This window comes from Ruegeria sp. N7 (genome assembly GCF_056531345.1).
Genome location: NZ_JBQFLR010000030.1, coordinates 1 through 24,339, shown reverse-complemented (window position 1 = coordinate 24,339; position 24,339 = coordinate 1). Strand labels below are relative to the sequence as shown.

The window sequence follows — 24,339 nt, the reverse complement described above, 5'->3', positions numbered from 1 at the left end:
CTCAGCATTGGGCTGGAAAAGCCCTGTCGCATTCGAAAGGAAAGTGGCTTAAACGAGCACTTGGGGCGGCACAAAAACGGGACAGGTCCAATGCAAAAGGCGTACCGATGGGTGCCGACCTTATGACCCCCTCCGAAGGTGCACAGGCACCAAGGTTCATGGTGGCAGCCCTTCGTGATCCAATTGGCGCTAACCTCGACCGCGTGCAAATCGTGAAAGGTTGGCTCAATGAGGACGGGACGACCGATGAGAAAGTCTTTGACGTCGCCTGGTCAGACGAACGCGAAACTGGCAGCGACGGAAAGGTTCCGCCCGTTGGTGACACTGTGGATGTTGCTTCCGCAACCTGGACCAACACCATTGGTGCCGCGGAACTTGCGACAATCTGGATTGATCCTGAATTCGACCCGGCGCGCCCGGCTTTCTATTACGCGCGTGTGCTCGAGATTCCGACACCACCCTGGTACGTCTACGACGCATACCGCTACGGTATCGACATCCCTGAAGGCGCTCCTACTTCGCAGCAGGAGCGTGCCTACACGTCTCCAATCTGGTACACGCCGCAAGGCTGACTGATTGCCAAGTTTGGGTTGAAAATAACGCGATCGACTGTTCGATGGTGCGGTTGAGAGTGGTACCGCCTCTCGTGCGAAAACAGGTCTCGGTGGAAAGACACGACACAACCTGAACAATATGCTGGCGGCGGCGCTCGGAAAGGGCCATTTGGAAAGCGTCGGACCTGTCTCACTTTTGGTGATCAACCCGAACTAATCCTTAGCAAAGTTGACGCCACTCGGACATTGATGTGCCAAAACGCGCAGCGGTGTCAGAGCGAATGGCGGCTAAGCGCAAAGTCTGCGACTGCGGTTCGATAGACAGAACCTCCGAGCTTCTGAACAGCGAATGTTGCCCCTTTTACAGGCGGCTTGCGCGCCCGATTAATTAAAAATCAGAAGAAAACAAGCGCCTTGGTTGCTTGGCACAACACTGAGTTGCCCACCAATTGCTTCCATGGTCGCTTTGACAATATTCAGGCCCATACCTGTGCCACCGGCCTCTCTTTTTGTTGTAAAGAAGGGCTGCAAAATCTTGTCCTTGTTCCCTTCACTGATACCGGGGCCATTATCCGCAATTCTTAGACAGACGACACCGTCGTTTTGATAGGCTGTCAGCACGGCATTCTGCGCGCCGTGTTGCTGAGCGTTCTCGAGCATATGTGTCAATATGATGTGCAGGGTGGGTGCCGCGACGGGCAAGGGCAGTTGATCGTTCTCAGTCTTGATCGCAAGCGCGGGGAAAGTCTGGACGACCTGATCAGTGATGTCGTTCAGACAGCATGTACCGTTAATGGCGCTCTGATCGGCCAGGCTGAAGGCGCGCATGTTGGCCAGCAGATCCTCCATCCGCTTTCCGCCCTTGTCCACAGTGTCCAGCAGGCGGTGTTTCTGCGCTGGTGACAAATCATCGTCGCGCAGCAGCTCTGCCGCGCCTTTCAAGGCGGTGAGGGGTGACTTCAGCTCGTGGGTGACATGGGCGGTGTACGTTTTCAATCCGTCCTGCTTGTCCTGCAAGCGTTCCGTCAGCGATTGAAAACTCTGGCTCAGATCCGCAATTTCCCGCGTGCCAAGCTGGTCTGGTGGTTCCCATGCCTGACCACCATGGCCCGCCATCTGGCTGCGCTGGATCAACAGGTGGATCGGCCGGGTGATGAACCGCCAGAACACGTACCCGATTAGCGCCGCGGACAAAGCAACAAATGCCGCGGCTTTGGCAAGGTTGAAACGTTCGCCGTACAGAAAGCGGAAAATATGGTTCGGGGTACGGCTCAGGTAAACCGCCCCGATAAGGGTCTGATCCACGAACACTGGCATCGCCACGAAAACGCGCACGCGGGCACCGCGGCTGAGGGTATAAAGTGCAGGCGTTGCATCCTCGCGCACGCGGGTGCGCGCGACCGAGACGGTTTTCCCTGAAAGGGCCTCGCGAACCTCGTCAACATGACCCAGCTTTTGGCTGATTTCCGCAGTACCGGCAAACACGTTCCCATCGAGGTCCAGCATCCGGTAACCCGCAAGGGTTTGCGCCTGTGCGGCGTTGGCGATGCGGCTTAGCGGGGCGGCGATTGCCTGATAGACCGAGCCGGGTCGGACGGTTGCGGGTCGCGCGTCCGGGCGCGGCGGCAGAACCGTTTCGCGATTGACCGACAGTGACGGGAACACCGCGTGCTCGGTTGAGATTGCACTCGGGCGGGGCGGCTTGATCCCGGCTGCATCTGCATAAAGCTCGGCATACGCCGCTGACATGACCGCAGCCTGTGTCAGCAGGCTTTCTTCGGTCTGTTGCACCAGTTGACTGTCGTAAAAACGGAACAGGATCAACCCGGCAAAGGGCAGGCACAAGACAATACCCAGCACCAGCAGAACGATGGTCCACAATCTGGGGCGCCATTTGCGGTTCAGCCGGGCGTGCATGCGCCCATCCTGAGGCCGACACCGTGAATGGTCACGATCCCTTCGGCACAGCCGGCCTGGGCCAGTTTGGCACGGACATTGCGTATATGGCTGTCAATGGTGCGGTCCGAGACGTGGATGTTGTAGCCGTAAAGCGCATCGATCAGCTGCGCCCTTGACAGAACGCGGTCGGGACGGGCCATCAGAGTTGCCAGCAGCCGAAATTCCGATCCGGTCAGCGTCACAGGGGTTGACGCGAACCTGCACAGGTGCCGCTCTGCATCCAGGTGCAGGCTGCCTTGCGACAGCACCGGATCGGGCTGCGCAGGTGTCGGCGCGCTGCGCTTCAGGATGGCCTTAATCCGGGCCACCAATTCGCGCGGGGAAAAGGGTTTGGTCAGATAATCATCGGCGCCCAGTTCCAGCCCGACGATACGGTCGACCTCGTCATCACGGGCGGTCAGGAACAGGATCGGCACGTCCGAGGATTTGCGGATGTCCCTGCATACTTCCAGACCATCCTTTTCGGGCAGCCCGATATCCAGCACGATCAAGTCGGGGCTTTCCTGACGGTTTGTATCAAGCGCGGTCAGGCCGTCGCTGGCCAGAAGTGGCGCATAACCTGCCTTTTCAATCGCGAACCTTGTTACCTCAAGGATATCCGGATCGTCGTCGACAACAAGAATGCGTGCAGGCATCAAATGGGGTCCTTCAACTCTGCTGCCGATAATAGGCTTGGATCCGCCATCTCCGAAAGCCCCATTCGCGCCAGTTGGTGATTGCATCCTTTTTCAGATCATATCGCATCCATACGTCACAGACCTGCTGTCCGGTTCTGGTTTCATGATCGCGGATGGCGGGGTAAGCATCAGCACCAAGGCTGCATATGTAACCGGTATCCTGTTGCGTCAGAGCGCTGCCGTGGCTCAGATTGTAGCTGGCAATGACTAATGCGAAATTCACAAAGTTGCAGATATACAAGACCACCAGAAGCGCTGCAAAACAACGCCGCAGAAGCCAGGTCGTACCAAAGCCGCGATGGATTTGCACCACGATCAGCAGCAAACCGGTGAAAACCAGCGCCATCCAAATGAAGGCGGCCACCCGCAAATAGGTAAGCGCATAGGCGTCGACGTAATGATGCAGCCGGATGGCAGCTGTCAGCACCAGGAACACGTTTTGCGCCAACCACATGTAGATCAGAATGCGCAACGTCCGGTCCGCGCCGATCATGCTGTGAGTGACCAGAGTGAATACGCCCGCCATCAGGGCCGTCGCCACCAGCGGATAAGCGCCCCGATGGGCATAAGCGGCATAGCTCATCCCTTGAGGCAGGGATACACCGCCGGTCAGGATACCAAGGTCCATCACGGTTTGTACAAGAAACATCAGGTTGAACAGCAACAGCGAATTGCGCACCGAGATTGGATTGATCAGAAATGCGGCCCGGCTTGGGCCTGTCTTTGGCATGGTGGCGGGGCGGGCAATGCCGCCCAGCCATGGATCGCTGAGGTTAAGGAACGGCCACAGCAGCGAGGCCATAACACCCCAGAACAGAAGTCGTAGCCAAAAGTACCCTTCGAACAAAAGACTTGGGTCCAGCTCTGCCAGAAGATCTTCCAGCACCGGATTGGCGGCGGCCAGCAAGGCAAGGAAGACCGCACCCAATAGTAGGGGCAACGCCAGCGAGGCTGCGTGGCGACGGCTGTCGGACCCAAGATCGGCGGCAACCGCGGTGCGACATGTGTCGCGCAGCAAAAGCGTCGCGCCGATGGAAGGCAGGCGCAGGGCGGAGCGCAGCAGCAGACGTTCGTTTACGGCCTGACCGAATAGCGCCCAGGTGGCCAGACTGACCAAACCAGCAAGGCTGAACAATAACGATAGAAGCTGCAAATCGATGGCCACCGGCAGGTTGGTGAACAAGGCAAATGCGGCGGCTATGAGCCATTCCGTTGCAGTCGCCCGCCGGGGTTTCATCGCCATGATCGCGGCGGACAAGACCAGCGCGAAGACTGAGACAGAAATGCCTAGCGGTTGTTCCCAAAACAACCAATCAGCAAGCGCTACCAGCGATGCAAGAAACGGGATCGCATGGCGCATTTTCAGCGTGGACATCAGAGAGCCACTCTGCTGTCGTCTGTTGCCTCCCCATCGGGGGGCCTCGTCCATCTTTCCCAGCCACCACGCGTCCAGCACGATGCTGTCCGGCACGCCGCGAATTGTCAGTTCCTGCCTCATGTCCTGTCTCCTGCTTGCAGGTTTCCTTTCCCGGCAGATTGCCTGCGGCGCTTGCATCTTTGGCGCGACGTATCCGCAGCCTTCATGGGGCTTTCGTGCAGAAAATGTGCAGAGGCGGTGAAAGGCATTACCCACCACGGGTTCCGAGCTGCAACTCGCGCCGGGCAATAAAAGCGACGCGATCAGGCATTGAACTGCAAGCAAAAGCGCAGTGTGACACAGTTGAACCTTCCCCTAAGAAGCGGTTCGCCGTTATGGCTGGGGAAACGGAGGATCGAACATGGCTAACCCTCTCTATGATGATTTGTTTGGCATTCACGCCGACAAAGATACGGCTTTCCTGCACCTGACAGACGGGACGACCGTCACCTATCGAAACTTTCTGAGTACAGCCGCCCGGATCGCCCATGTGGCCACGCAACTGGGCCTAAAACCCGGGGACCGGGTTGCGGCTCAGGTCGATAAATCGCCTGAGGCGCTGGCGCTATACGCGGCATGCGCGCAGGCAGGCCTGGTTTTCCTGCCGCTGAACACCGCCTATACCGTGGACGAACTGACGTATTTCATCGAAAACAGCGGCGCGTCACTTGTTGTCTGCGATGGCCGAAGCAAAGACCAACTGACCCTGATTGCCGTGCGTTTTGGGGGCAGGGTGGAAACGCTGAATGCGGATGGCTCGGGCTCGCTGATGGATCTGGCGGTTGCAATGCCAGACAGCTTTGCGACCGTGGATCGGGACGGTGAGGATCTGGCGGCGTTTCTTTACACGTCGGGCACCACCGGACGTTCAAAAGGCGCGATGCTGACCCAGAACAACCTGTTGTCCAATGCGCGGACACTGGTCGAAGAGTGGCGGTTCACGTCGGAAGACGTTCTGTTGCACGCGCTGCCGATCTTTCACACGCATGGGCTGTTTGTGGCCACCAATATCATTCTGGCTGTCGGCGGAAGCATGATCTGGCTGCCAAAATTCGACCCGGATCAGATCATTAACAGAATGCCCGGAGCCACGTCGATGATGGGCGTTCCGACCTTCTATACGCGCCTGCTGGCCGACGCGCGTTTTACCAGCGAGCTGACCGAACACATGCGCCTGTTCGTTTCGGGTTCGGCCCCATTGCTGGCGGATACCCATGCACAATTCCAGGAGCGTACCGGGCATCGTATCCTAGAACGCTATGGCATGACTGAAACCAATATGAACACCTCGAACCCCTATGACGGCGAACGTCGCGCGGGCACGGTTGGGTTTCCCTTGCCGGGGGTCGAACTGAAGATATGCGATGCAGACGGCAACCCTTTGCCGCAGGGTGAAATCGGCGAGATCGAAGTGCGTGGCCCGAACGTGTTCAAGGGATATTGGCAGATGCCGGAAAAGACGGCTGCCGAGCTGCGCGAAAACGGGTTCTTTATCACCGGTGATCTCGGACGTATCGACGAAGATGGCTACATCCATATCGTCGGGCGCAACAAGGACCTGATCATTTCGGGTGGCTACAATATCTACCCCAAGGAAATTGAATTGGTTCTGGACGGCCAGCCCGGTGTTCTCGAGAGTGCAGTGATCGGCGTGCCGCATCCCGACTTCGGTGAAACCGTGCTGGGCCTGATTGTTGCCGAATCCGGGCAATCTCCGGATCTCGACGCGATCATGGGCGCAGTGCGCGACAGCCTGGCGCGGTTCAAGCATCCCCGAATGCTTATTCAACTGGATGAATTGCCCCGCAATACGATGGGAAAAGTCCAAAAGAACATTTTGCGCGACCAGTACAGGGATATGTTCAAAGCTGGGTCATAAGCACATAATGGCAGAGCCTAGATAAGCGTCGGAAACTTGATATAGTCCTCAAAACCAATGGGGACAGAAGAATATGAACAATCGTTTGCGCAAAATCACCATCGTAGGTGGCGGCACGGCAGGCTGGATGACCGCGTTGATCCTGGACATGGTGTTTTCACGCACTTCAGCAACAAAAGACCGACCACATATCTGCCTGATCGAAAGCCCCAACATTTCGACCGTGGGTGTGGGTGAGGCTACGGTGCCACGCATGCCGGTCACGCTCCGTCAGGCGGGCATTTCCGAACGGGATTTTTTCCGCGAAACGAACGCGTCATTCAAGCTGGGCGTGAAGTTCTGCAACTGGAACAAGGACCCCAAAGGAAAACGCATCGATTACGTGAACCCCTTTGCCCATGGCCAGATGCTGGAAGGGTTGGACGCCGCCGAGTATTTCCTGCGCTTTGGCAATGGAGAGAGGGACTTTACACAGTCCATTTCGCCCCACGATCATCTGGGCCGTCTGTGCAAAGGCGCGCGGCAGCTGGGTCAGCCCGAGTTTGAACAGCGTTTTGGCTATGCCTATCATCTGGATGCCGTGAAGTTTGCGGGCATGCTAACCACGGTCTGCACCAAGCGCGGTGTCGAGCATATTCAGGACGAGGTACAGAAGGTTGAGCTGGATGAACAGGGCAACGTCAGCCATCTGATGCTTGAGCGCGCGGGCCGTCATGACATTGAAATGGTCATCGATTGCACCGGGTTCCGCGGCCTGATCATCAATCAGGCACTGGGCGAGCCGTTTTTGGATTATTCGGACTATCTGCCCAATGACCGCGCCATGGCGTTGCAGGTTGAACACCGCAATCCCAATAAAATCGAAAGCCTCACGCGGTCGACCGCGCTGGGCGCGGGGTGGACGTGGCGGGTGCCGCTCTACAATCGTGTGGGTACAGGCTATGTGTTCTCCTCGGCGCATCGAACGGATGATCAGGCGGCCGACGAATATCTTGAATGGCTGGGTGACAGCGGCAAGGGTTTGACACCGCGGATCATCCCGATGCGCGTCGGGCGCGTGCGCAATGCCTGGGTCAAGAATTGTGTGGCAATTGGTCTGTCCGGCGGGTTTATCGAGCCGTTGGAAAGTACCGCGATCCACATGATTGACCACGCAGTGCGCTGGTTTGCAGAACACTTGCCGACGCGCGACGTCGCACCGTCACTGCGGGCAAGATACAACCGGCAGATGGACAAGCTTTATAACGAGGTTCTGGAATTCATCTGCCTGCACTACCGATTGGGCAACCGAAAGGATGATCCCTATTGGATCGACGCGCGGACAGAGATGAAGATACCGGATCGGCTGGCCGAGAATCTGGAGCTGTGGCAGCACCGTCTGCCGATGGATCACGATGTGGAATTTGCCACGCTGTTTGACCATCGTGTTTATCAAACGGTTCTGTTGGGTAAACAGGTCTATGATACGGGTTACGGTACCGGCATCCGAGATCGTTTGCGACCGTTGAAGAAAGTGATCTGGTTCCAGGGCATGCAGCGTGCGAAAGAGGATCTTGCGCAGATAGTCAAAGTGATGCCGGATCATAAAACGCTGCTGCGCGATATCCGGGGTGAGCTGGAAAAACCGGTCTTTGGGATGGCGAACGTGGCGAAACCGACGGTTGCGATGCCGGGCACGAAACCCGCACCTGTTACGATCCAGAACATGCCGAACTTTGCTGAAATCCAAAGCGGCGCGAAGGATTTGCAACTGTTCTAGCGGTTCTCTGCCCTTACGAAGGAAATTTAAGAAACTGAAGGACGAGGCATTCAGCCCCGGCCTTCAGGGCGGTTTAACGCCAGCTCATACCCCGGTCAGACAAGTGCCTTTGCACCCGACCCGGATAATCAGAAACAATGGCATCCACACGCAGGTCGATCATCTTGGCAATGTCTACAGGGTCATTGACCGTCCAAACCGCAACGCAAAGGCCCAAATCCTTGGCCAGTTCGACGTTTTCGGCAGTTACATCTGCATAATACGGGCACCACAGTGAGCCGCCCGCTTGCTTGACCAATAGCGGAATATCGCCTTTGCGGCCTCGAAAATCCGGGCAGACTGCTTTTGAAGAATCCTCCCCTACATCCTCGGCGTTTTCGGGAAGTTGGGTCAGATAAGAAGATGGCATATCAGGCGCTTGCCGCTGACATTCTTCCAACAGATTCCAGTCGAAACTGTGCAGAACGGCGCGCGACGACAGGGCCCTGGAACGGACCTCTTGCAGGACAAGACGGACAAACTTCTCTCTGTAGCGCGCGTCATGGGCCAAATCGGGGTCCGACTTCAGCTCGAGCATCAGACAGGCATCGCTATGTTGGGGGTCACTCACCAGATCCAGCAGGTCAAGCAGTCTTGGAACGCGAACGCCATCCATTAGCGCCTGATCTGGAAATCGCCGACCATAGGCAGAATTCCCATCCAACCGCCCGATATCGAACTTCTGAATCTGCTCAAACGTCAGAGTTGAAACCTTCGGCTCTTCCCCGGTCAAAAACTGACCGTCAGCATCGCGAAAACTGGGGGCGTGCAGCCGGTGATTATGGGTTATGGCGGGGATGTCGTCAGCCGTGAGGACAACATCAAACTCCAGAAGCGGCACGCCAATGGACAGCGAAAAGTCGAAGCCAATCATGCTGTTTTCAGGCAACACACCTCGCGCACCCCGGTGGCCTACGATGCGGATCAGGTTGTCGCCCCCCCGGAAAGCCTCGACCTGAGGGAATGCCATCAGCCTTCCAGCCTTTCACCGGTGGATCGGTCAAACATATGCATATGGTCTGAGGACACAGAAAACCGCATGTTCGGATGTCGGCCTTCGATCGGGTGCACACCCGGAAGGCTGATCGTGATCGGATCGCCCAAGCCGGTCAGTTGACCGTGCAACAGCGTGTTTGCCCCCAGTGGCTCTGCCATCTGAATCGTAGCCTCAATTGTGCCATTGTCATCCAGCAATAGATGCTCGGGTCGTACCCCCAGCTTGAAGGCAGTATCAGGGCCCTGCGACGAACCAACCGCGACCCCACCAATCATGACGGTTCCGTTTTCGCGTTGGGCCTCAAAGACATTCATCGCGGGGCTGCCGATGAACTGTGCCGCAAACAGGGTTCTTGGCGTTTCGTATACCTCTAGCGGTGTGCCAACCTGTTCGGCGATACCGCCGTTCATGACGATCATCCTGTCGGCCATTGTCATGGCTTCAACCTGATCGTGGGTTACATAAAGCGACGTGATCCCCAGTTTTTCCTGTAGTTCACGAATCTCAAGCCGCATCTGCACGCGAAGCTTTGCGTCCAGGTTCGAAAGAGGCTCGTCAAACAGGAACACCGCAGGTTCACGGACAATCGCGCGACCCATAGCCACTCTCTGACGTTGGCCGCCTGACAATTGTCTGGGTTTGCGATCCAGCAATGGTTCAAGCTGCAATAGCCTGGCCGCCTCGGTCACTTTTTGATCGATCTGGGCCTTGGGCAACCCTGCGATCTTCAGGCCATAGCCCATGTTCTGCCGGACCGACATATGCGGGTAGAGCGCATAGTTCTGGAACACCATGGCAATGTCGCGATCCATCGGCTCTTTTTCGTTGGCCCGTTCCGCACCAATCCGGATTTCACCCGCGGTCACGGTCTCAAGCCCTGCCACCATCCGCAACAGCGTGGATTTTCCGCAGCCCGAAGGGCCGACGATGACAATAAACTCGCCATCTTCGATGTGGATGTCGATGCCATGTATGACATCTGTCGGGCCAAAGCTCTTTTTGACATTCTCCAGGGTTACTGTTGCCATTTTCTATTTCTCGCTATCGACAAGGCCGCGGACAAAAAGCTTTTGCATCGACACCACCACGATGACCGGCGGGATCATCGCCAGAATGGAGGTTGCCATGATGACCGGCCAATCAGCTACATCATCGCCAGACGGGAACATCTGCTTGATGCCCATCACAATGGTGTTCATTTCAGGGTCGGTGGTGATAAGCAGCGGCCACAGATACTGGTTCCACCCATAGATAAACAGGATGACGAACAGTGCCGCGATGTTTGTCCGGCTCATCGGTACGACGATATCGATGAAAAACCGCATAGGCCGGGCACCATCCACACGCGAAGCTTCGGCAAGCTCGTCCGGGATTGTCAGAAAGAACTGACGGAACAGGAAGGTCGCCGTGGCCGAGGCGATCAGCGGAAAGATCAGCCCGTAATAGCTGTTGAGCATGCCGAACCCGGCCACGACCTCAAATGTCGGAACGATGCGCACTTCGACCGGCAACATAAGGGTCAGGAAGATCAGCCAAAAGAACGTTGTTCGACCGGGAAAGCGGAAATAGACGATTGCAAATGCCGAAAGCAGTGAAATGATGATCTTGCCCACTGCAATCCCGATGGCCATTACAAGGCTGTTGAACAGCATCGTTGCGACGGGGACATTCACGCCGGAAAACAGGGCTGCCTTGTAGTTCTCCCAGAACTGATCACCCGGCAAAAGCGGCATGGGTGGTGATACAACTTCCGGCTGGGTAACGGTTGAGGCGACAAATGCCAGCCAAATCGGAAAGAAGATGACCAGAACGCCAAGGATCATCAGGGCATGTGTCAGCCAGATACCCGCTCCGCGCTTTTCGACCATTCCGTGCTGTTGGGCTGCCATCAGTAATGCACCCTCTTTTCCACGTACTTGAACTGAATGACGGTCAGAAGGCCGACGACAATCAGCAAAATGACCGATTGCGCCGAAGACGAGCCCAGATCCTGACCGACGAACCCGTCTGAAAAGACTTTGTAGACCAGAATGGTCGTGGCCTGCTGCGGACCGCCACCGGTGATTGTGTGGATTACGCCGAAAGTTTCAAAGAACGCATAGACCACATTCACTACAAGCAGGAAAAACGCTGTCGGTGACAGCAACGGCAGGACAATCGTGAAAAACCTGCGCCAGAACCGTGCGCCATCGATCGCTGCGGCCTCGATGACCGACCGCGGAACCGACTGGAGTGCGGCGAAGAAGAACAAAAAGTTATAACTGATGCGCCCCCAGGCCGAAGCGACAACCACAAGCCCCATCGCCTCGGTGCCATTCAAGACGTGGTTCCAGTCATAGCCCAGCTGTCCAAGATACCACGACACGACACCGACGCGCGTGTTGAACATGAACAGCCAGAGCACACCTGCAACCGCGGGAGCGACTGCATAAGGCCAAATCAGCAGCGTCCGATAAGCTCCGGATCCTTTGATCAGCCGATCTGCAATGACAGCCAGAAACAGGGCCGGGATCATGGAGCAGAGCGTAACAAGCGTCGAAAACACCGCCGTGGTTACGAAGGATGCGCGATAAAACTTGTCGCTTAGCAGAAATTCAAAATTGCCCAGACCGACGAACTTGGACGACAACCCGAACGGATCTGGGATGAACAGCGACTGCCATACAGCTTGTGCAGCGGGATAGAAGAAGAATACGGCAGAAATGGCGACCTGTGGGGCGATCAGCGCCAATGGCAACAGCCAGCCGCGAAATGTGACGCGTTTTTCCATCCTGATGACCCGCCGGGAAAAGTGGATGCGGGCTCTGCCGAGCCCGCACCGGATTTCAGAGGTTTATTGATTTGCCGATTCGAACCTGCGCAGAAGCGCGTCACCGCGTTCTTTTGCGCTGTCCATGGCTTCCTGGGCGGATTTCTCGCCGGACCAGATGGCCTCAAGCTCCTCATCGATGATACCGCGGATTTGATCGAACGATCCCAGACGCAGACCTTTCGAGTTTGCTGTCGGCTCTTTCGCGGTCATCTGGATCACAGCGATATCGGTGCCCGGGTTTTCATCATAGAAACCGGCTGCACGGGTCGCTTCACCGGCTTCTGCGGTAATCGGAAGATAGCCGGTATTCTGGTGCCATGCCGCCTGAACGTCGGACGAGGACAAGAAGCTCAGGAACTCACCAACGCCTTTATATTCTTCGGGATCATGACCTTCCATCACCCAAAGCGATGCACCGCCGATGATGGTGTTTTGAGGCTCGCTTGTGACCGCTTCCCAATACGGCAGCGGACGCACATCAAAGTCGAACTCGGCCTCGGCTTTGATCCCGGCATACCCGGCCGAGCTTTCGGTGAACAAGGCACACTCACCCGCCCGGAAGTTTGCGCCGCCTTCATTTCTGCGACCGGTATAGATGAATTTACCATCCTTGGCCCAGTCGCCCATGGCGCTCAGGTGCGCGACCTGTACCGGGCCATTCAGCATCAGTTCTGTGTCCAGACCGGCAAAACCATTGTCCTGCGATGCAAATGGTACGTTGTGATAGGCAGACAGGTTTTCCAGGTGTATCCAGCTTTGCCATGCCGTCACCAGCGGGCAGTCCTCGCCTCCGGCTTTGAGTTGCTCCAGAACGTCGCCAACCTTTTCCCAAGTCGACAGGTCGGTGTCGGGATCAACGCCTGCTGCCTGCATGGCATCTCGGTTGACCCACAAGACCGGCGTGGAAGAGTTGAACGGCAGCGACAACATATCTCCGTCGGTGGTGGTGTAGTAACCTTTCACCGCACCGATATAGGCGTCGGGATCAAAAGACGCGCCACTTTCAGCCATGACTTCGTAGACCGGCTTGATCGCGCCTTTTGCCGACATCATCGTTGCGGTGCCAACTTCGAAAACCATCAGGATGTGTGGCTGTTCGCCAGCACGGAACGCGGCAATGCCAGCGTTCAGGGTTTCCGAATAGTTGCCCTTGTGGCTTTCGACCACGACAAACTCATCCTGACTGGCGTTGAACTCTTCAACCTGCGCTTTGACAAGTTCGCCAAGGCGGCCGGTAAAGGCATGCCAGAATTGAACTTCGGTTTGTGCCATTGCCGCCAAGGGGGACAAGGCAGTTGTAACGGCAAGAGCGCCAAGCAAATTCTTTTTCATGATTCCTCCCATGCATCAGGTTTGATGCTTCGTTGAGTACCGACTGCAACGCGTATTCGACACACATGACGATTTCACGACGTTACCGTTACAGAAATATAATTCAAGCCCTACTTATTGGCAAAAAACATAATACAATGTTATACAGTGTGAATAAAAAAGCGGAACTGGGTCTGCAATGAGACAAACTTTGAGAATTAGGCAACTGGAAGCGCTTATGGCGGTGACCACCAATGGTTCGGTCACAGCAGCGGCCGCCGATTTGGGGGTGAGCCAACCAGCTGTCAGCAGGTTGCTGTCGGATCTTGAAAAATCGTTTGGTTTTCAACTTTTTGATCGCCGCAAAGGGCGATTGGTGCCAACCCAGGAAGTTCGCTATCTGCAACCCAGCGTGGACCGTGTCTTGGAATTGATGAAGCAGATATCGGACGCGAGTCAGAATATCACACAGCGTAAAGCCGGGCATATCCGCGTCGCCTGCCTGCCCGGTTTCGCCACCAGCCATCTGCCGGATGTTGTGGCAAGTTTTCTGAAAGACCGGCCAGGTGTCACCATGACGATCGAACCGGACAGGCCGGAACGGATATTGGAATGGATGGTTGGCGAACAATATGACTTTGGAATCACCGATGGCTTTAACGGTCATCCGGGGGTGGAAAGCAGAAATGTAGATGTGCGCACGGTTTGCGTATTCCCGAAAAATCACGCGCTTGAGAACCTCTCGGAGGTGACGCCATCCGATCTTGCAGATGAGAACATCATACATACGCGGCGCGACAGCGACTTTTTCGGACGGCTTTCGAAGGCATTTCAGCAGGCCAATGTTACACTCAACTCTCATATCGAAGTCCGGCAATTCACGGCGGCATGTGAATTGGCCATAAAAGGCGTTGGTGTCTCAATCGTCAGCGAACTGGACGCTGTCCATTACACAGACCGGGGGCTAAGCTACAGGCCATTCAAGCCGTTTTTGCCGCATACACTTTCGCTGGTACGCCCGGTTCTGAAGCAGCCGTCTTTGATAACACTGGAGTTCATCGAGCATTTCAGCGAAAGTCTGAATGCGTTCAGAACACTTGCGTGAGGCTGCGGTCACCGGGACGAAGGATACCTGCCCGCGTTTCCAGCCAACACTCTCCAGAAAAAGCAGGAGCCAAGGGATCGAATACGCCCAAAGTCGTCGTTATTGTGAGGCTCCGCGTATCTGTTCAATGGCTCGGGCGGCAAATCTACCCGACAAAGACCCGTCTGCGGCTGCTTCCAATGCAGGCAAAGCGGGGGATGCTTTCCCGCCGATTTCACCCAATGCGTTGGCGGCTTCTTTTCTGACAAAAACCGAAGGGCTGCCCAACAGCATGATCAGTTCCGGAACGGCTGGGGCTGCATCGGCCCCAAAGAGCGCCAAAGACTGAGCCGCGTCACGTTGTTCCTTGGCATCTCCGCGCATCAGATCAGCTTTGAGGCTTGCAACTGTGGTGCTCGGCGGAAGCGCGGCCAATTGAAGGCCGTTTTTCAAGCGGTTGTTTAAATGCTGATGCTCGCCGATCCATCGCACGATAAAGAAATACTCTCGTACAACTTCATCCAGAACACTCTCATTCTCTCCTTTCTGCCATCGTTCGATCATTGCCCTTGCGGCATTTCGGTCGCCGTTTAAGGCCAAGATCGAGGCCGCAAATGGCATCAACTCAACTGCCTGCGGGTTTCTATCCAGCTCAGACATAATGACCGCCTCTGAGCCTGTCAGATCATTCATGGCAAACAGCGCGGCACCTTGAAATAACGCGTAGTGACTGGGGTATTCCGGGTCGAGGCGCATCGCAGCCTGCACAAACGCCAGCCCTTCCTCTGGCTCGCCACCCGCGATCAAAGCCCATCCCATTGTCAAATGCGATTCTGGGTCGCTTGGTTGCAGGGCGATGGCCTTTGCGGCTTCTTGTCTCGCTTCTTCCGTTCCCCGACTTACACCCTCGGCACTGTCCCAATCCGGAAGGTTGAGAGCGACAATTGCCCTGATGACGTGGATGAGCGAGGTGTCCTGATGCGTCAGTTCGCGGTAATATTTATAGAACAGCCCAATATGCATCTGTTCGTCAGCATTCGCAAAGCCTGACCAGTGGTGGAAGATGTGCGGTCGCAAATGTACCATAGCTAACATCGCCCAGGCTCGCGCGTAATTCGGGTCCAGTTCGACCGCGCGCTCAAAATGCGGAATTGCAGCCTGATTGTCCTGTTCATTGAAGCGTGAATAAAGCTCCCACCCGCGCTGGAACGCTTCGCGCGCCTCGATCTTTTCAGTCTCTATGTTTTCGATAGCAATCCGGCTTTGCGTGTCGAGCGGGACATCCAACTCGCGCGCAATCGCCAGTACAATGTTGTTTTGCAGGTCGAAGATCTCATCGATTTCACCGTCGAAACGTTCCGCCCAAATCAATCTGCCGTTCAACGTGTCCGTCAGGCGGATGTTGACCCGAAAACCCTCTCCGCTACGTCTAAGGCTTCCATCAACGACATAGCGAACGCCCAGTTTCTCGGCAAAACCTGCCGCATCAATGTCGCGGTCCTGAAATGCAAAGGATGTGTTACCGGCGATGACAAATAACCCTGATATGCGGGACAGGTCCGTTATCAGATCCTCGGAAACGCCATCTATCAACATCTTGTTGGACGCGTCGCTGGTGAAATTCGTCAAGGGAAGCACGGCGATCGAGGGCAGGTCCGGCAGAGGGTAAGCCATCTGTGCCTCAGAAGCGCGCAGCTGACCCTTTTCCCATGTCTTTGTCCCGATATACCCGGTCGCGCCCAACACGATCAGGATTGCAGCCAGCTTCATTAAATGCGGTGCTTTCTTCGTTTTCTGCTTTATCGCCGGGGTCAACGCATCTGTTTTGACGCGGAACGCCTCAATAGGGTCCGCAATATTCTTGACGGATTGCGGGCCAATTGGCGTAAAGGCGAAGGGCACCTTGTTGCGCGCGTATCCGACAATCGCCTGCGAGGCAATAATCCCCCCAGGTTCTGCCAGCGCCTCAAGCCGTGCGGCAACGTTGACACCATCACCCAAGATGTCATCGGCGTTTGAGACGACATCGCCGACATTCAAACCGATCCGAAAAACGATTGCGCGATCAGGTTCGGTATCCGAGTTTCTTTTCGACAGTTCGGCCTGTATCTCGACTGCAGCGCGAACCGCATCGACTGCGCTGGGGAATTCGATCAGAAAACTATCACCGGCTGTGTTCGCAATGCGCCCTGAATACCCGGCGATCAAGGGCTCGATAACTTCAGCGCGGATCCGGCGCAGCTTGTCGATGGTGCCTTCTTCATCCAAGCCAACCAATCTTGAATAGCCTGCGATATCGGCGGCTAAGATGGCTGCTAATCGACGATTTGGCCGGCTTTCCATAGTCTCGCAGCCTACCATTTAGCCATTTTTCTGGGAACCGGTTTTCAAGGTACCGGTTTTGCTCCGGTTTTTGAAATCCCCCGACCTGTTATCTGGATGGCAATGGAAGCCCGGACTGCTGGGTTTTCAGACAAAAGCGGTCTGGGCAATCTGTCGGCTCTGCGTGTTGTCGGATTTGCATGGCGTCGCGCGTCCTTGCACAATGCGACCAACGCATGGAGGCGAAAATGATCTACGCAATCACAATTTATGGGGAACCGGGCGTGTTCGAGGCATTGCCGAAAGATCGCCAGGACGAAGTGATGTCAGGCCATCGCGCCCTGCAAGCGGTTTTGTCGGAACGCGGAGAGTTTGTGTCGATAAAACTGATGCCGCCAACGTCAGCGGTAATGGTCGAACCGGCGGCGTCCGAAGGTGCTGCCCCCCTGATCACCGATGGCCCGTTTTCCGAGACCAAGGAAAACTTCCTTGGGTTTTACGCCGCTGATTTCAAAGATCTTGAAGAAGCGTTGGAACATGCAAAACTGATCTCTTCACCGGTCGCGCGGCTGGAAGTTCGGCCTGTGGCCTGGGCCGGGGGTGCCATATCGTCGGAATAGATCATGTCAGACTGGCTGGAGGCCACATTTGCTGAACAACGCCCGCGCGCCATTGCTGCCCTGACGCGGGCTTTTCGGGATCTGGACACCGCAGAGGAGGCCTTTGCCGACGCCTGCCTGAAAGCCTTGGCGGTTTGGCCTCAGGACGGGGCGCCTCGTGATCCATTGGCATGGCTTCTGGCCACGGCCCGGAATGCGGGTCTGGATGATTTACGCAAATCCCGGCGGCGCGCGGCAATCCTGTCGCGCCACGCAGAGGAGTTTCAACCGATGCCGGCGGAAACACCCGACCCTGACGAGATGCGGGATGATGTCCTGCGCTTGCTGTTCATCTGTTGTCACCCGGAACTGGACCGGCGGGATCAGATCGCCATCGCCTTGCGGGTGGTCGCGGGGCTGAGCGTCGATGAGATCGCCAGCGGATTTCTGGTCAAGTCCAAGACCATGGAACAGCGCATTACCCGCGCCAAAAAGAAAATAGCAAATAACCCGGTCGCCTTTGAAACGCCGAGCCCGGCTGAAAGGCAAGCCCGGTTGGGTGAAGTCTCGACAATGGTTTATCTGATGTTCAGCGAAGGGTGGTCGACCTCGGCCGGGCCGCAGCAAATCAAGCTCACGCTATGCAAAGAAGCGATCCGGCTTGCCCGCCTTCTTGTCGCATTGTTCCCTGCAATGGGCGAGCAGGCCGCATTGCTGGCGCTATTGTTGTTTCAACACGCCCGGCGCCAGGCCCGGATTGACACCGAAGGCAAGCTCGTCGCACTCGACGATCAGAACCGCGATCTTTGGGATCGCTCGAATATCGCTGAGGCTACATCGCTGTTGCAAAAAGCCCAGCGGATTGGCCACCGCGGGGTCTATATCATCCAGGCTGCAATCGCTCAGGCACATGCCTGTTCAACCTCGTCCGAAGAAACCAACTGGGCGTTAATCGAAAGCCACTACGCCGCCCTTTACGCATTGCAGCCGACACCTGTGATCCGGCTCAACCAGATTGCCGCACAGGCCAAGCTACACGGTCCACAATATGCTTTGAAGGCAATGAATCCGCTGTCACAGGAGCTGTCCAACTATCGTTGGTTTCACGCGATGCGAGGTGGCCTTTTGCAAGAAGCGGGGGATCATAAAGACGCCATTTCCGCCTTTGAAACCGTGTTGGCGCTTTCTCCCACCGCGTTGGAGTGCGACGTGATCAACGAAAAAATCAAAATTAGCAAAAAAGAATTGGAGGGCCTGTAGGAAAACACACTCCTCATACGTCCTAGGGTCAGACCCGTATGTGGCGGGCGTAACCAACGGAGGTACCCATGAGTATACTTGAGATGACGGCTGTCGGAAATTCAGGATGGATCGGGCATTCTGGGCCGGATCAGAGCAAGGCCAAATCCTTTTATCAGGATGTGCTGGGCTGGAAGATCAGCGATATGCCGATGCAGGATGGGTCAAGTTATTCGGCCGCAGTTGTGGGCGAGACCGCTATCGGAGGCTTTTCACCAATGCCGGAGGCGCATGGAAGCTGGACGATCTTCTTCACGGTGGCCGACGTGGATGCGAGTGTTGCAAAGGCCGAAGCCAAAGGCGCCACAGTTCTTCAACCCGCGATGGATATGCCGGGTGTCGGTCGCATGGCCACGCTGAACGACCCGCAAGGTGCCCGCTTTGCATTGATCACTTATGAAAGCATGAAACCCTGAGAACTGCCTGAAAGGAGGGCGCAGATGGAACAATATTCGCACATCGTGCAGGTTATTGCGGCGGTATTGGTCTGGGTAACCGTTCCACTGGCGACTGCTTTTGGCCTGCGTCGATCTAAGGCGGGTATCCATCCGTTATGGGATGGGGGCAACAGGCTCTTGCGCGTAATGCGGTCAAATGGAAACTTCGTCGAATATGTTTCGTTCGCGCCGTCGATCCACCGGCAGCCTGAGGCATCCAGCTGATGCCGGTGGATGAAACCCTCAACGCACGCATTCGTGACACTTTGGCCGCGCATGTGGGCATTTCAGAAAAGCGTATGATGGGTGGCAATTGCTTTTTCTTGAACGGCAACATGCTGTGCGGGGCGCGGCGGCATAACGACGGGCTGGGCCGTTTCATGTTCCGGGTGGGCAAGAACAACGAAAGCATTGCGCTGGCGGACCCTGCGGCTCAGGAAGTGATTCACGGTGCACGCAAACTGGGTGGTTTTATCCGCGTGGATGAGAGTGATTGCGATGACGCCGCTTTGCTGCGCTGGTTACACCTTTGTCTCGAACACGCCGCAGCCCTTCCCGCGAAAGACTGAACGGAGAAATCAATGGCCAAATTTGAAAGTTTCTCACCCGCAGCGCTTGGTTTTCTCAGGCACTTGCGGGCCAATAACACGAAGGAATGGTTTGCAGCCAACAAAGCAATTTACGAGACCCATTTGAAGGAGGCCAGCAGGCACTTCGCGGATAACATGGCGGATGCATTGCTTGATCTGACTGGCCAGACCCACAGCAGCAAGATTTTTCGTATTCATCGGGATGTCCGATTTTCCAAGGACAAAACACCTTACAACGCACACCTGCATATTGCGTTTATCCCTGACGGGAATGCGGATCAGCCACCGATGTGGTTCTTTGGGCTCTCACCCGATGATCTGGCGCTTGGCTGCGGGGTGTTTCAGTACGAAAAGGAAGCGTTGGATGCCTTTCGAACAGAGATGGCAGGCCCCAAAGGGGCAGAGGTGATACAGCTTGCCGCTGAGATGCGAAAGCGTGGATTCCGGGTCGGGGATCCTGAATTGAAACGTGTTCCCTCCGGTTTTGACAAAGATCATCCAAATGATGAAGCATTGCGCCGCAAAGGCTTTACCGTCTGGACGGATCTGGGAAATCCCGCCTTTGCAATCGAACCAAACCTCATTGAAAGAACTATAGAATTGTTCGACGACCTCTTACCTGTTTTTCTGCTGCTTTCTCGGGTCGAGTAACCCCATCTTTCCATATGCGGGGAACATAGGCTCGATGGATATCGCCAAGGTGCCGACCTCAATCGTTCAACGCTGTGTCTGAAAAGTGAGAGATAAGTATGCAGCTTCATTTTGGGTCGCACCTGTGTGCCACGCCGCTCCAGTGTTTGCCCTCTGTTTTTTCTGTTTGGATATGGTGGAGCCTGCGGGAAACGCCGCCGAACGCCTGATACACTGATCGTAAATACTATTGTAGATTTCTTGTTTGCACTGTGGCTTCTCTTGAAGTCACACTTGAAGTTGCACAACCTGCTACAGTGTACTGTGTACGTCCAAACCTTTACGAGGCCAGCTGTCTTTTACTGGTGGGGAAGGTTGCGGCTGGCCTGCATTTGCTGAACATCGTCGGGCCATGTGGAGCGTATGTAACCCAGCACGTCCAAAATATCTTCGTTAGTCAGCGTGCCCTCGAAACCCGGCATACCACTGTTGAAGTCTTTAATGCCGCGTGCTGCCAATGTGTCTGCCCCACCTAGTCTGGTGTACTCGAACAGTAGCTGGTTGTCGTGGTGCCAAGTGTGCCCTGTCACGTCATGTGGTGGCGCGGGCAACACCCCGTCATCGTTGGGTGTTTGCCAGTCAGGTTGTCCTTCCAGATTCACTCCATGGCATGAGGCACAGTGCACTGCGTAGAGTTCCTGCCCATTCGCTAGGTCTCTATCTATCAACTCATGATCTGCAGCAAGGCTCGTACCAATGCTGCATATAGCCAGTGCGCAAATGTGATTGTTCATCTCTACCTACCTTAACTCGGAAGCGTTAGTACGCTCGTGAGTGTCGCCGTTGTCGCCAGCACCACTAATACGATTATTGCCTCAACCTCGATGGATCGGGCGAGGCGTTGCGCTGCTATTGCCTCTCCACTTTGCATGGCCGGAACAAATCGGAGCTTGTTGGCAGCGGCGAGGATCAACAGCAGTGCCACAAGAAACACCTTGATCAAAAGCGTCTGCCCGTAGCCGGTGAACAAGAGCCCTTGGAGATTGCCGACAAGCAACCAAGCCATCCACAGACCCGCCGCGACTAGCGTTGGCACAATAAGTGCAGCAGCCTGTCCAAACCTGTGCCCTAACACTGCTGCATCTGTCAGGTGTTCAGGCATGAGAGCCATACTCCGCAGCGGGCCAAATATACCCACCCAAAAGGCCACACACAGCAGGTGCAACAGCAGCAACAATTGGACGCCAACACTCTCCAGTTCCGGTACATGTCCGATCTGTGCAAAGGACCACATGGCCAATGTGCCACCCAACAGCGCGATCCATAGACCAAAGCGAGGAACAGACAGTCCCACAAGGATCAAAACTGCGCCTGAAAGGCGATAAGCAAGTACGTCGCCTACGGAGGTCTGCCAAAGCAAGCCAAGCATCTCTGGATCGACCATGCCGTCAACTCCGCCTGTTAAGGCGGCTCCTCGGAGCATGAAACCAAATACCGTTGCTGCGAGGGAAAGCCACGCCAAGACCAAGGCTTGGCGCTTCATCGCAAGGCTTACCGGCGCGACTAGTTCGGAATAAAGGCACTTAACGGCGACAAGCCCGGTGGACCCAGCAAAGCCGATGTAGAGCACCAGCTTTGCGAGGATTGCGACAACTCCCCAAATGTCTGGCATGCTCATTCCACGGAAAAGGAAAACTCGCCCTGCATCGCATGGCCGTCTTTACCTAAACCACGCCACTCGATGACATAGGTGCCGGTTCCATTGCCCGGCAGTGGGATCGTGAACTCCTGACTAAAACTTGTCTGGTCCCCCAAATCTAGGCTTACTGCCGAGTGTTCTTCATGGGCCATCTCTATCCGCGTCAGCCGGATGTCCTTGGTGAAGCTGAGGCCAATTTCAGCGGGCACAGAGGTTACAGTCGCCCCATTGGCAGGTGTCGTTTCTTCGGCCTTGGAATGCGCCAGTACCCCGCTGGGAATAGCAGCCATGATTACGAGAGTTACGATCTTTTTCATGGTCCTGTCCTCAATTTATTCCGTTGGCACGTTGAATTTCACGAATGTACGCGATCACCATGGCAACGTCACCTCGCGTCAATCCCTCGACCGGCGGCATGTCACCAAACTGCCAATGATGGCTTCTTACACCTTGTGAAACCGCCCTCTGAAAGGCTTCGTCAGCGTGGTGGCTGGGCTCGTATATCTTGTGGATCAGAGGCGGTCCCGCGCCTTCTACACCGACCGCATTGACGCCGTGGCAAGCAGCGCAAGAGACATCAAAGACACGCTGACCGATTACTGCGTTGCCCTCGATTGGCGGCATCTGAATTGCGACTATGGCGCCGCCTGTGCCTGTCTCTGGCGATGTGGCCTCTTCGATTGGGCCGGGCCGAAGGGTTATGAAAGCGGCGACGGCTGCGACGGTGCCTGCGCCGATGAATAAGAGACTTTTTCTCATGAGTTGATCCTGACTTTTGGAAGCTGGTAGTGCTGCGATTCACTGCGAACAGCGGCACGCGCAGGTCGCAGATGTTCGCAAGGATTTACGCTGCTTCAAAGGTCAGGGGGCTTGTATGGGTTATCCGGTTCAATCGGCTTGGCTTGAGTTCCAATCTGAAACTCTGGATCAATTTCACGTTGATCCTGCGCGGCTTCTCCGTTCTGGGCGAGCAAAACAATGGCTTGGCAGATAGAGGGATTACACTCGCCGGTTCCTGAACTGTCCGGGTCATGGTGGCTGTTTGGGGACGACTTATCGATGCTATTTTTAGCCACGGAAGCGTGTTCTGTTGATTGCATGTGGCTTTCACAGTGAAGGCCGATGCAGCCATCTGATAGCGCATGAACAACGGTGCCAAAACCGGTCAGGGTGACCAGAACGCTGACTAGTAGCACAATTGAGTATCGTCGGATGACCATGGTTCAGGACGCTACTGCAGCAGACCAAGCATGACAACGCCAGCCCTTTGGTTTTTCGGATCACGACCAGTTTTTTGTTCGGACAATTGATTGAAGCTTCCCCTTTTCCTAGACAGCAACACGAGAAGGTCCTTCGTACTAAACCCCTAACTGCAGTGATTTGGGCGACGCTGTGGTTGAGTGTTGACATGTGTCAAAGCGTAGTTTGCCAAGTTGTTGGCAAAGTGCTTCGCAAATGGGTCAGAGCTTCAGCATAAAAGCAACCCGGGGAACGGTGGCGTTTTTGGCTATACTCATAGCTATGGCCGCATGCACGGACAGGCATCACCACGGTGACTGGCATGGCCATGGTGCAGAGGGTTGCTATGGACCTCACCATGACGCTATCGGCGAAGCTCGTTGTGGGGCGTTTGAGTAAGCTACTTAGCAAAGGCGCACTCGCAAACAACCAGTTTAGCCAGTTTATGTTTGGTGATCACGAGGCCGCTGTTGATAGTGAACAGCCTCATCTGACTGGTCCAGTTTGATTGTTAGTGCATCGTCGGCCTCTGATCCGTTGGAATGATGTTTTCCGGGGCTGGTGGGCGATAGACCAATGCACTGCCCGACGTTTGGTGCTTGGTCTTGTGCCGGGCAGTGGCCAACGGAAGTAGTAGATGCCGTGTCGGACAGAGAGAGATACGCATACAGCTTCATTTTGTGTCACACCTGTGTGTCACACCGCTCTAATGCTTGCTATCTGGTTGTATTGTTTGGCTCGACCCTCAAAGGTTTTCCTTTTTCGCCCGAAAAAGCACAATGAAATCAATGCGCGGTAACTCGTTTGCTGCACCCAACATTCCTTTTTTGCAGCAAAGTTTTTCCTTTCAATGGCAAAGAAAAAGCCAGCGATACGCTGGCTTGCAAGAACATGTATGATCTCAGTGTAGATCGCGTCGGCGAAATACTATGCGGTTTCTTTCGTTTTGGACCTGTCCCGTTTTTGTGCCGCCCCAAGTGCTCGTTTAAGCCACTTTCCTTTCGAATGCGACAGGGCTTTTCCAGCCCAATGCTGA

General features: G+C 55.5%; 24 protein-coding genes. 10 read left to right on the top strand and 14 right to left on the bottom strand.

Annotated elements, in window-relative coordinates; genetic code table 11:
* Positions 1-572 (top strand): DUF3604 domain-containing protein (locus ACR0ES_RS19605; RefSeq protein ID WP_480871557.1); only part of this gene is annotated, 572 nt, incomplete at its 5' end.
* A gap of 366 nt (positions 573-938) precedes the next feature.
* Here the strand turns inward: ACR0ES_RS19605 and ACR0ES_RS19600 are convergent.
* From ACR0ES_RS19600 to ACR0ES_RS19590, 3 genes are read right to left on the bottom strand one after another with little or no spacing between them, the layout of a single operon-like run.
* The gene (locus ACR0ES_RS19600; RefSeq protein WP_480871556.1) at positions 939-2,471 is read right to left on the bottom strand and encodes a sensor histidine kinase; all 1,533 of its coding nucleotides are present in this window, start codon (positions 2,469-2,471) and stop codon (positions 939-941) included.
* Positions 2,456-3,148, bottom strand: coding sequence for a response regulator (locus ACR0ES_RS19595; protein ID WP_480487262.1), 693 nt, complete (start codon positions 3,146-3,148; stop codon positions 2,456-2,458). The genes ACR0ES_RS19600 and ACR0ES_RS19595 overlap by 16 nt, the downstream gene beginning before the upstream one ends.
* A 13-nt stretch (positions 3,149-3,161) precedes the next feature.
* The gene (locus ACR0ES_RS19590; protein WP_480871554.1) at positions 3,162-4,688 is read right to left on the bottom strand and encodes a DUF4153 domain-containing protein; all 1,527 of its coding nucleotides are present in this window, start codon (positions 4,686-4,688) and stop codon (positions 3,162-3,164) included.
* A gap of 280 nt (positions 4,689-4,968) precedes the next feature.
* Here ACR0ES_RS19590 and ACR0ES_RS19585 point away from each other — a divergent pair, with 280 nt between their 5' ends.
* Positions 4,969-6,486: a malonate--CoA ligase gene (locus ACR0ES_RS19585; RefSeq protein WP_480871553.1), complete on the top strand. Its 1,518-nt coding sequence runs from the start codon at positions 4,969-4,971 to the stop codon at positions 6,484-6,486.
* 73 nt (positions 6,487-6,559) lie between these two features.
* Complete coding sequence (locus tag ACR0ES_RS19580) at positions 6,560-8,245, top strand: tryptophan halogenase family protein (protein WP_267365576.1); 1,686 nt, start codon at positions 6,560-6,562, stop codon at positions 8,243-8,245.
* Between the two features lie 73 nt (positions 8,246-8,318).
* Here ACR0ES_RS19580 and ACR0ES_RS19575 read toward each other — a convergent pair whose 3' ends face one another.
* The 5 genes from ACR0ES_RS19575 to ugpB form a co-directional block, all read right to left on the bottom strand.
* Positions 8,319-9,254 (bottom strand): glycerophosphodiester phosphodiesterase family protein, encoded by a 936-nt coding sequence (locus ACR0ES_RS19575; protein ID WP_480871552.1) that lies wholly within the window; start codon positions 9,252-9,254, stop codon positions 8,319-8,321.
* Positions 9,254-10,309, bottom strand: a complete 1,056-nt coding sequence (gene ugpC, locus ACR0ES_RS19570; protein WP_480487253.1) for a sn-glycerol-3-phosphate ABC transporter ATP-binding protein UgpC — start codon at positions 10,307-10,309, stop codon at positions 9,254-9,256. The genes ACR0ES_RS19575 and ugpC overlap by 1 nt, the downstream gene beginning before the upstream one ends.
* Positions 10,310-10,312: 3 nt before the next feature.
* Positions 10,313-11,149, bottom strand: a complete 837-nt coding sequence (ugpE, locus tag ACR0ES_RS19565) for a sn-glycerol-3-phosphate ABC transporter permease UgpE (protein WP_480871558.1) — start codon at positions 11,147-11,149, stop codon at positions 10,313-10,315.
* A gap of 20 nt (positions 11,150-11,169) precedes the next feature.
* Positions 11,170-12,051 carry a sn-glycerol-3-phosphate ABC transporter permease UgpA gene (ugpA, locus tag ACR0ES_RS19560; protein ID WP_480473981.1) on the bottom strand — a complete coding sequence of 294 codons (882 nt, stop codon included), beginning with the start codon at positions 12,049-12,051 and terminating at the stop codon, positions 11,170-11,172.
* A 63-nt stretch (positions 12,052-12,114) separates the two neighbouring features.
* A complete protein-coding gene (gene ugpB / locus ACR0ES_RS19555; protein WP_209505977.1) occupies positions 12,115-13,425 on the bottom strand; it encodes a sn-glycerol-3-phosphate ABC transporter substrate-binding protein UgpB in 1,311 nt (436 codons plus the stop codon).
* A gap of 178 nt (positions 13,426-13,603) precedes the next feature.
* On the opposite strand from ugpB, the gene ACR0ES_RS19550 reads away from it, so the two are divergent.
* Complete coding sequence (locus ACR0ES_RS19550) at positions 13,604-14,509, top strand: LysR substrate-binding domain-containing protein (protein WP_209598847.1); 906 nt, start codon at positions 13,604-13,606, stop codon at positions 14,507-14,509.
* A 99-nt stretch (positions 14,510-14,608) separates the two neighbouring features.
* Here the strand turns inward: ACR0ES_RS19550 and ACR0ES_RS19545 are convergent, their stop codons facing one another.
* On the bottom strand, positions 14,609-16,831 hold the full coding sequence (locus ACR0ES_RS19545) for a HEAT repeat domain-containing protein (RefSeq protein WP_480871551.1): 2,223 nt from the start codon (positions 16,829-16,831) through the stop codon (positions 14,609-14,611).
* A gap of 227 nt (positions 16,832-17,058) precedes the next feature.
* Between ACR0ES_RS19545 and ACR0ES_RS19540 the strand changes: the two genes are divergently transcribed.
* From ACR0ES_RS19540 to ACR0ES_RS19515, 6 genes are all read left to right on the top strand, one after another.
* Entirely contained in the window at positions 17,059-17,430 is a 372-nt protein-coding gene (locus tag ACR0ES_RS19540) for a YciI family protein (RefSeq protein ID WP_480483831.1), read from the top strand.
* 3 nt (positions 17,431-17,433) lie between these two features.
* Positions 17,434-18,669, top strand: a complete 1,236-nt coding sequence (locus ACR0ES_RS19535; RefSeq protein WP_480871550.1) for an RNA polymerase sigma factor — start codon at positions 17,434-17,436, stop codon at positions 18,667-18,669.
* 68 nt (positions 18,670-18,737) lie between these two features.
* Complete coding sequence (locus ACR0ES_RS19530) at positions 18,738-19,124, top strand: VOC family protein (protein WP_480774486.1); 387 nt, start codon at positions 18,738-18,740, stop codon at positions 19,122-19,124.
* Between the two features lie 24 nt (positions 19,125-19,148).
* Positions 19,149-19,370, top strand: coding sequence for an MAPEG family protein (locus ACR0ES_RS19525; protein ID WP_480774487.1), 222 nt, complete (start codon positions 19,149-19,151; stop codon positions 19,368-19,370).
* Positions 19,370-19,714, top strand: a complete 345-nt coding sequence (locus tag ACR0ES_RS19520; protein WP_480774488.1) for a TfoX/Sxy family protein — start codon at positions 19,370-19,372, stop codon at positions 19,712-19,714. Before ACR0ES_RS19525 ends, ACR0ES_RS19520 begins: the two co-directional genes overlap by 1 nt.
* 12 nt (positions 19,715-19,726) lie before the next feature.
* Complete coding sequence (locus ACR0ES_RS19515; RefSeq protein WP_480774489.1) at positions 19,727-20,386, top strand: DUF2461 domain-containing protein; 660 nt, start codon at positions 19,727-19,729, stop codon at positions 20,384-20,386.
* Between the two features lie 338 nt (positions 20,387-20,724).
* Here ACR0ES_RS19515 and ACR0ES_RS19510 read toward each other — a convergent pair whose 3' ends face one another.
* From ACR0ES_RS19510 to ACR0ES_RS19490, 5 genes are all read right to left on the bottom strand, one after another.
* Entirely contained in the window at positions 20,725-21,159 is a 435-nt protein-coding gene (locus tag ACR0ES_RS19510; RefSeq protein ID WP_480871549.1) for a c-type cytochrome, read from the bottom strand.
* Between the two features lie 11 nt (positions 21,160-21,170).
* On the bottom strand, positions 21,171-22,037 hold the full coding sequence (locus ACR0ES_RS19505; protein ID WP_480871548.1) for a copper resistance D family protein: 867 nt from the start codon (positions 22,035-22,037) through the stop codon (positions 21,171-21,173).
* 2 nt (positions 22,038-22,039) lie between these two features.
* A complete protein-coding gene (locus ACR0ES_RS19500; RefSeq protein WP_480559583.1) occupies positions 22,040-22,381 on the bottom strand; it encodes a copper resistance CopC family protein in 342 nt (113 codons plus the stop codon).
* A 10-nt stretch (positions 22,382-22,391) separates the two neighbouring features.
* Positions 22,392-22,823: a c-type cytochrome gene (locus ACR0ES_RS19495; RefSeq protein WP_480483822.1), complete on the bottom strand. Its 432-nt coding sequence runs from the start codon at positions 22,821-22,823 to the stop codon at positions 22,392-22,394.
* Between the two features lie 95 nt (positions 22,824-22,918).
* Positions 22,919-23,260 carry a hypothetical protein gene (locus ACR0ES_RS19490; protein WP_480473967.1) on the bottom strand — a complete coding sequence of 114 codons (342 nt, stop codon included), beginning with the start codon at positions 23,258-23,260 and terminating at the stop codon, positions 22,919-22,921.
* Between the last annotated feature and the right edge of the window lie 1,079 nt (positions 23,261-24,339).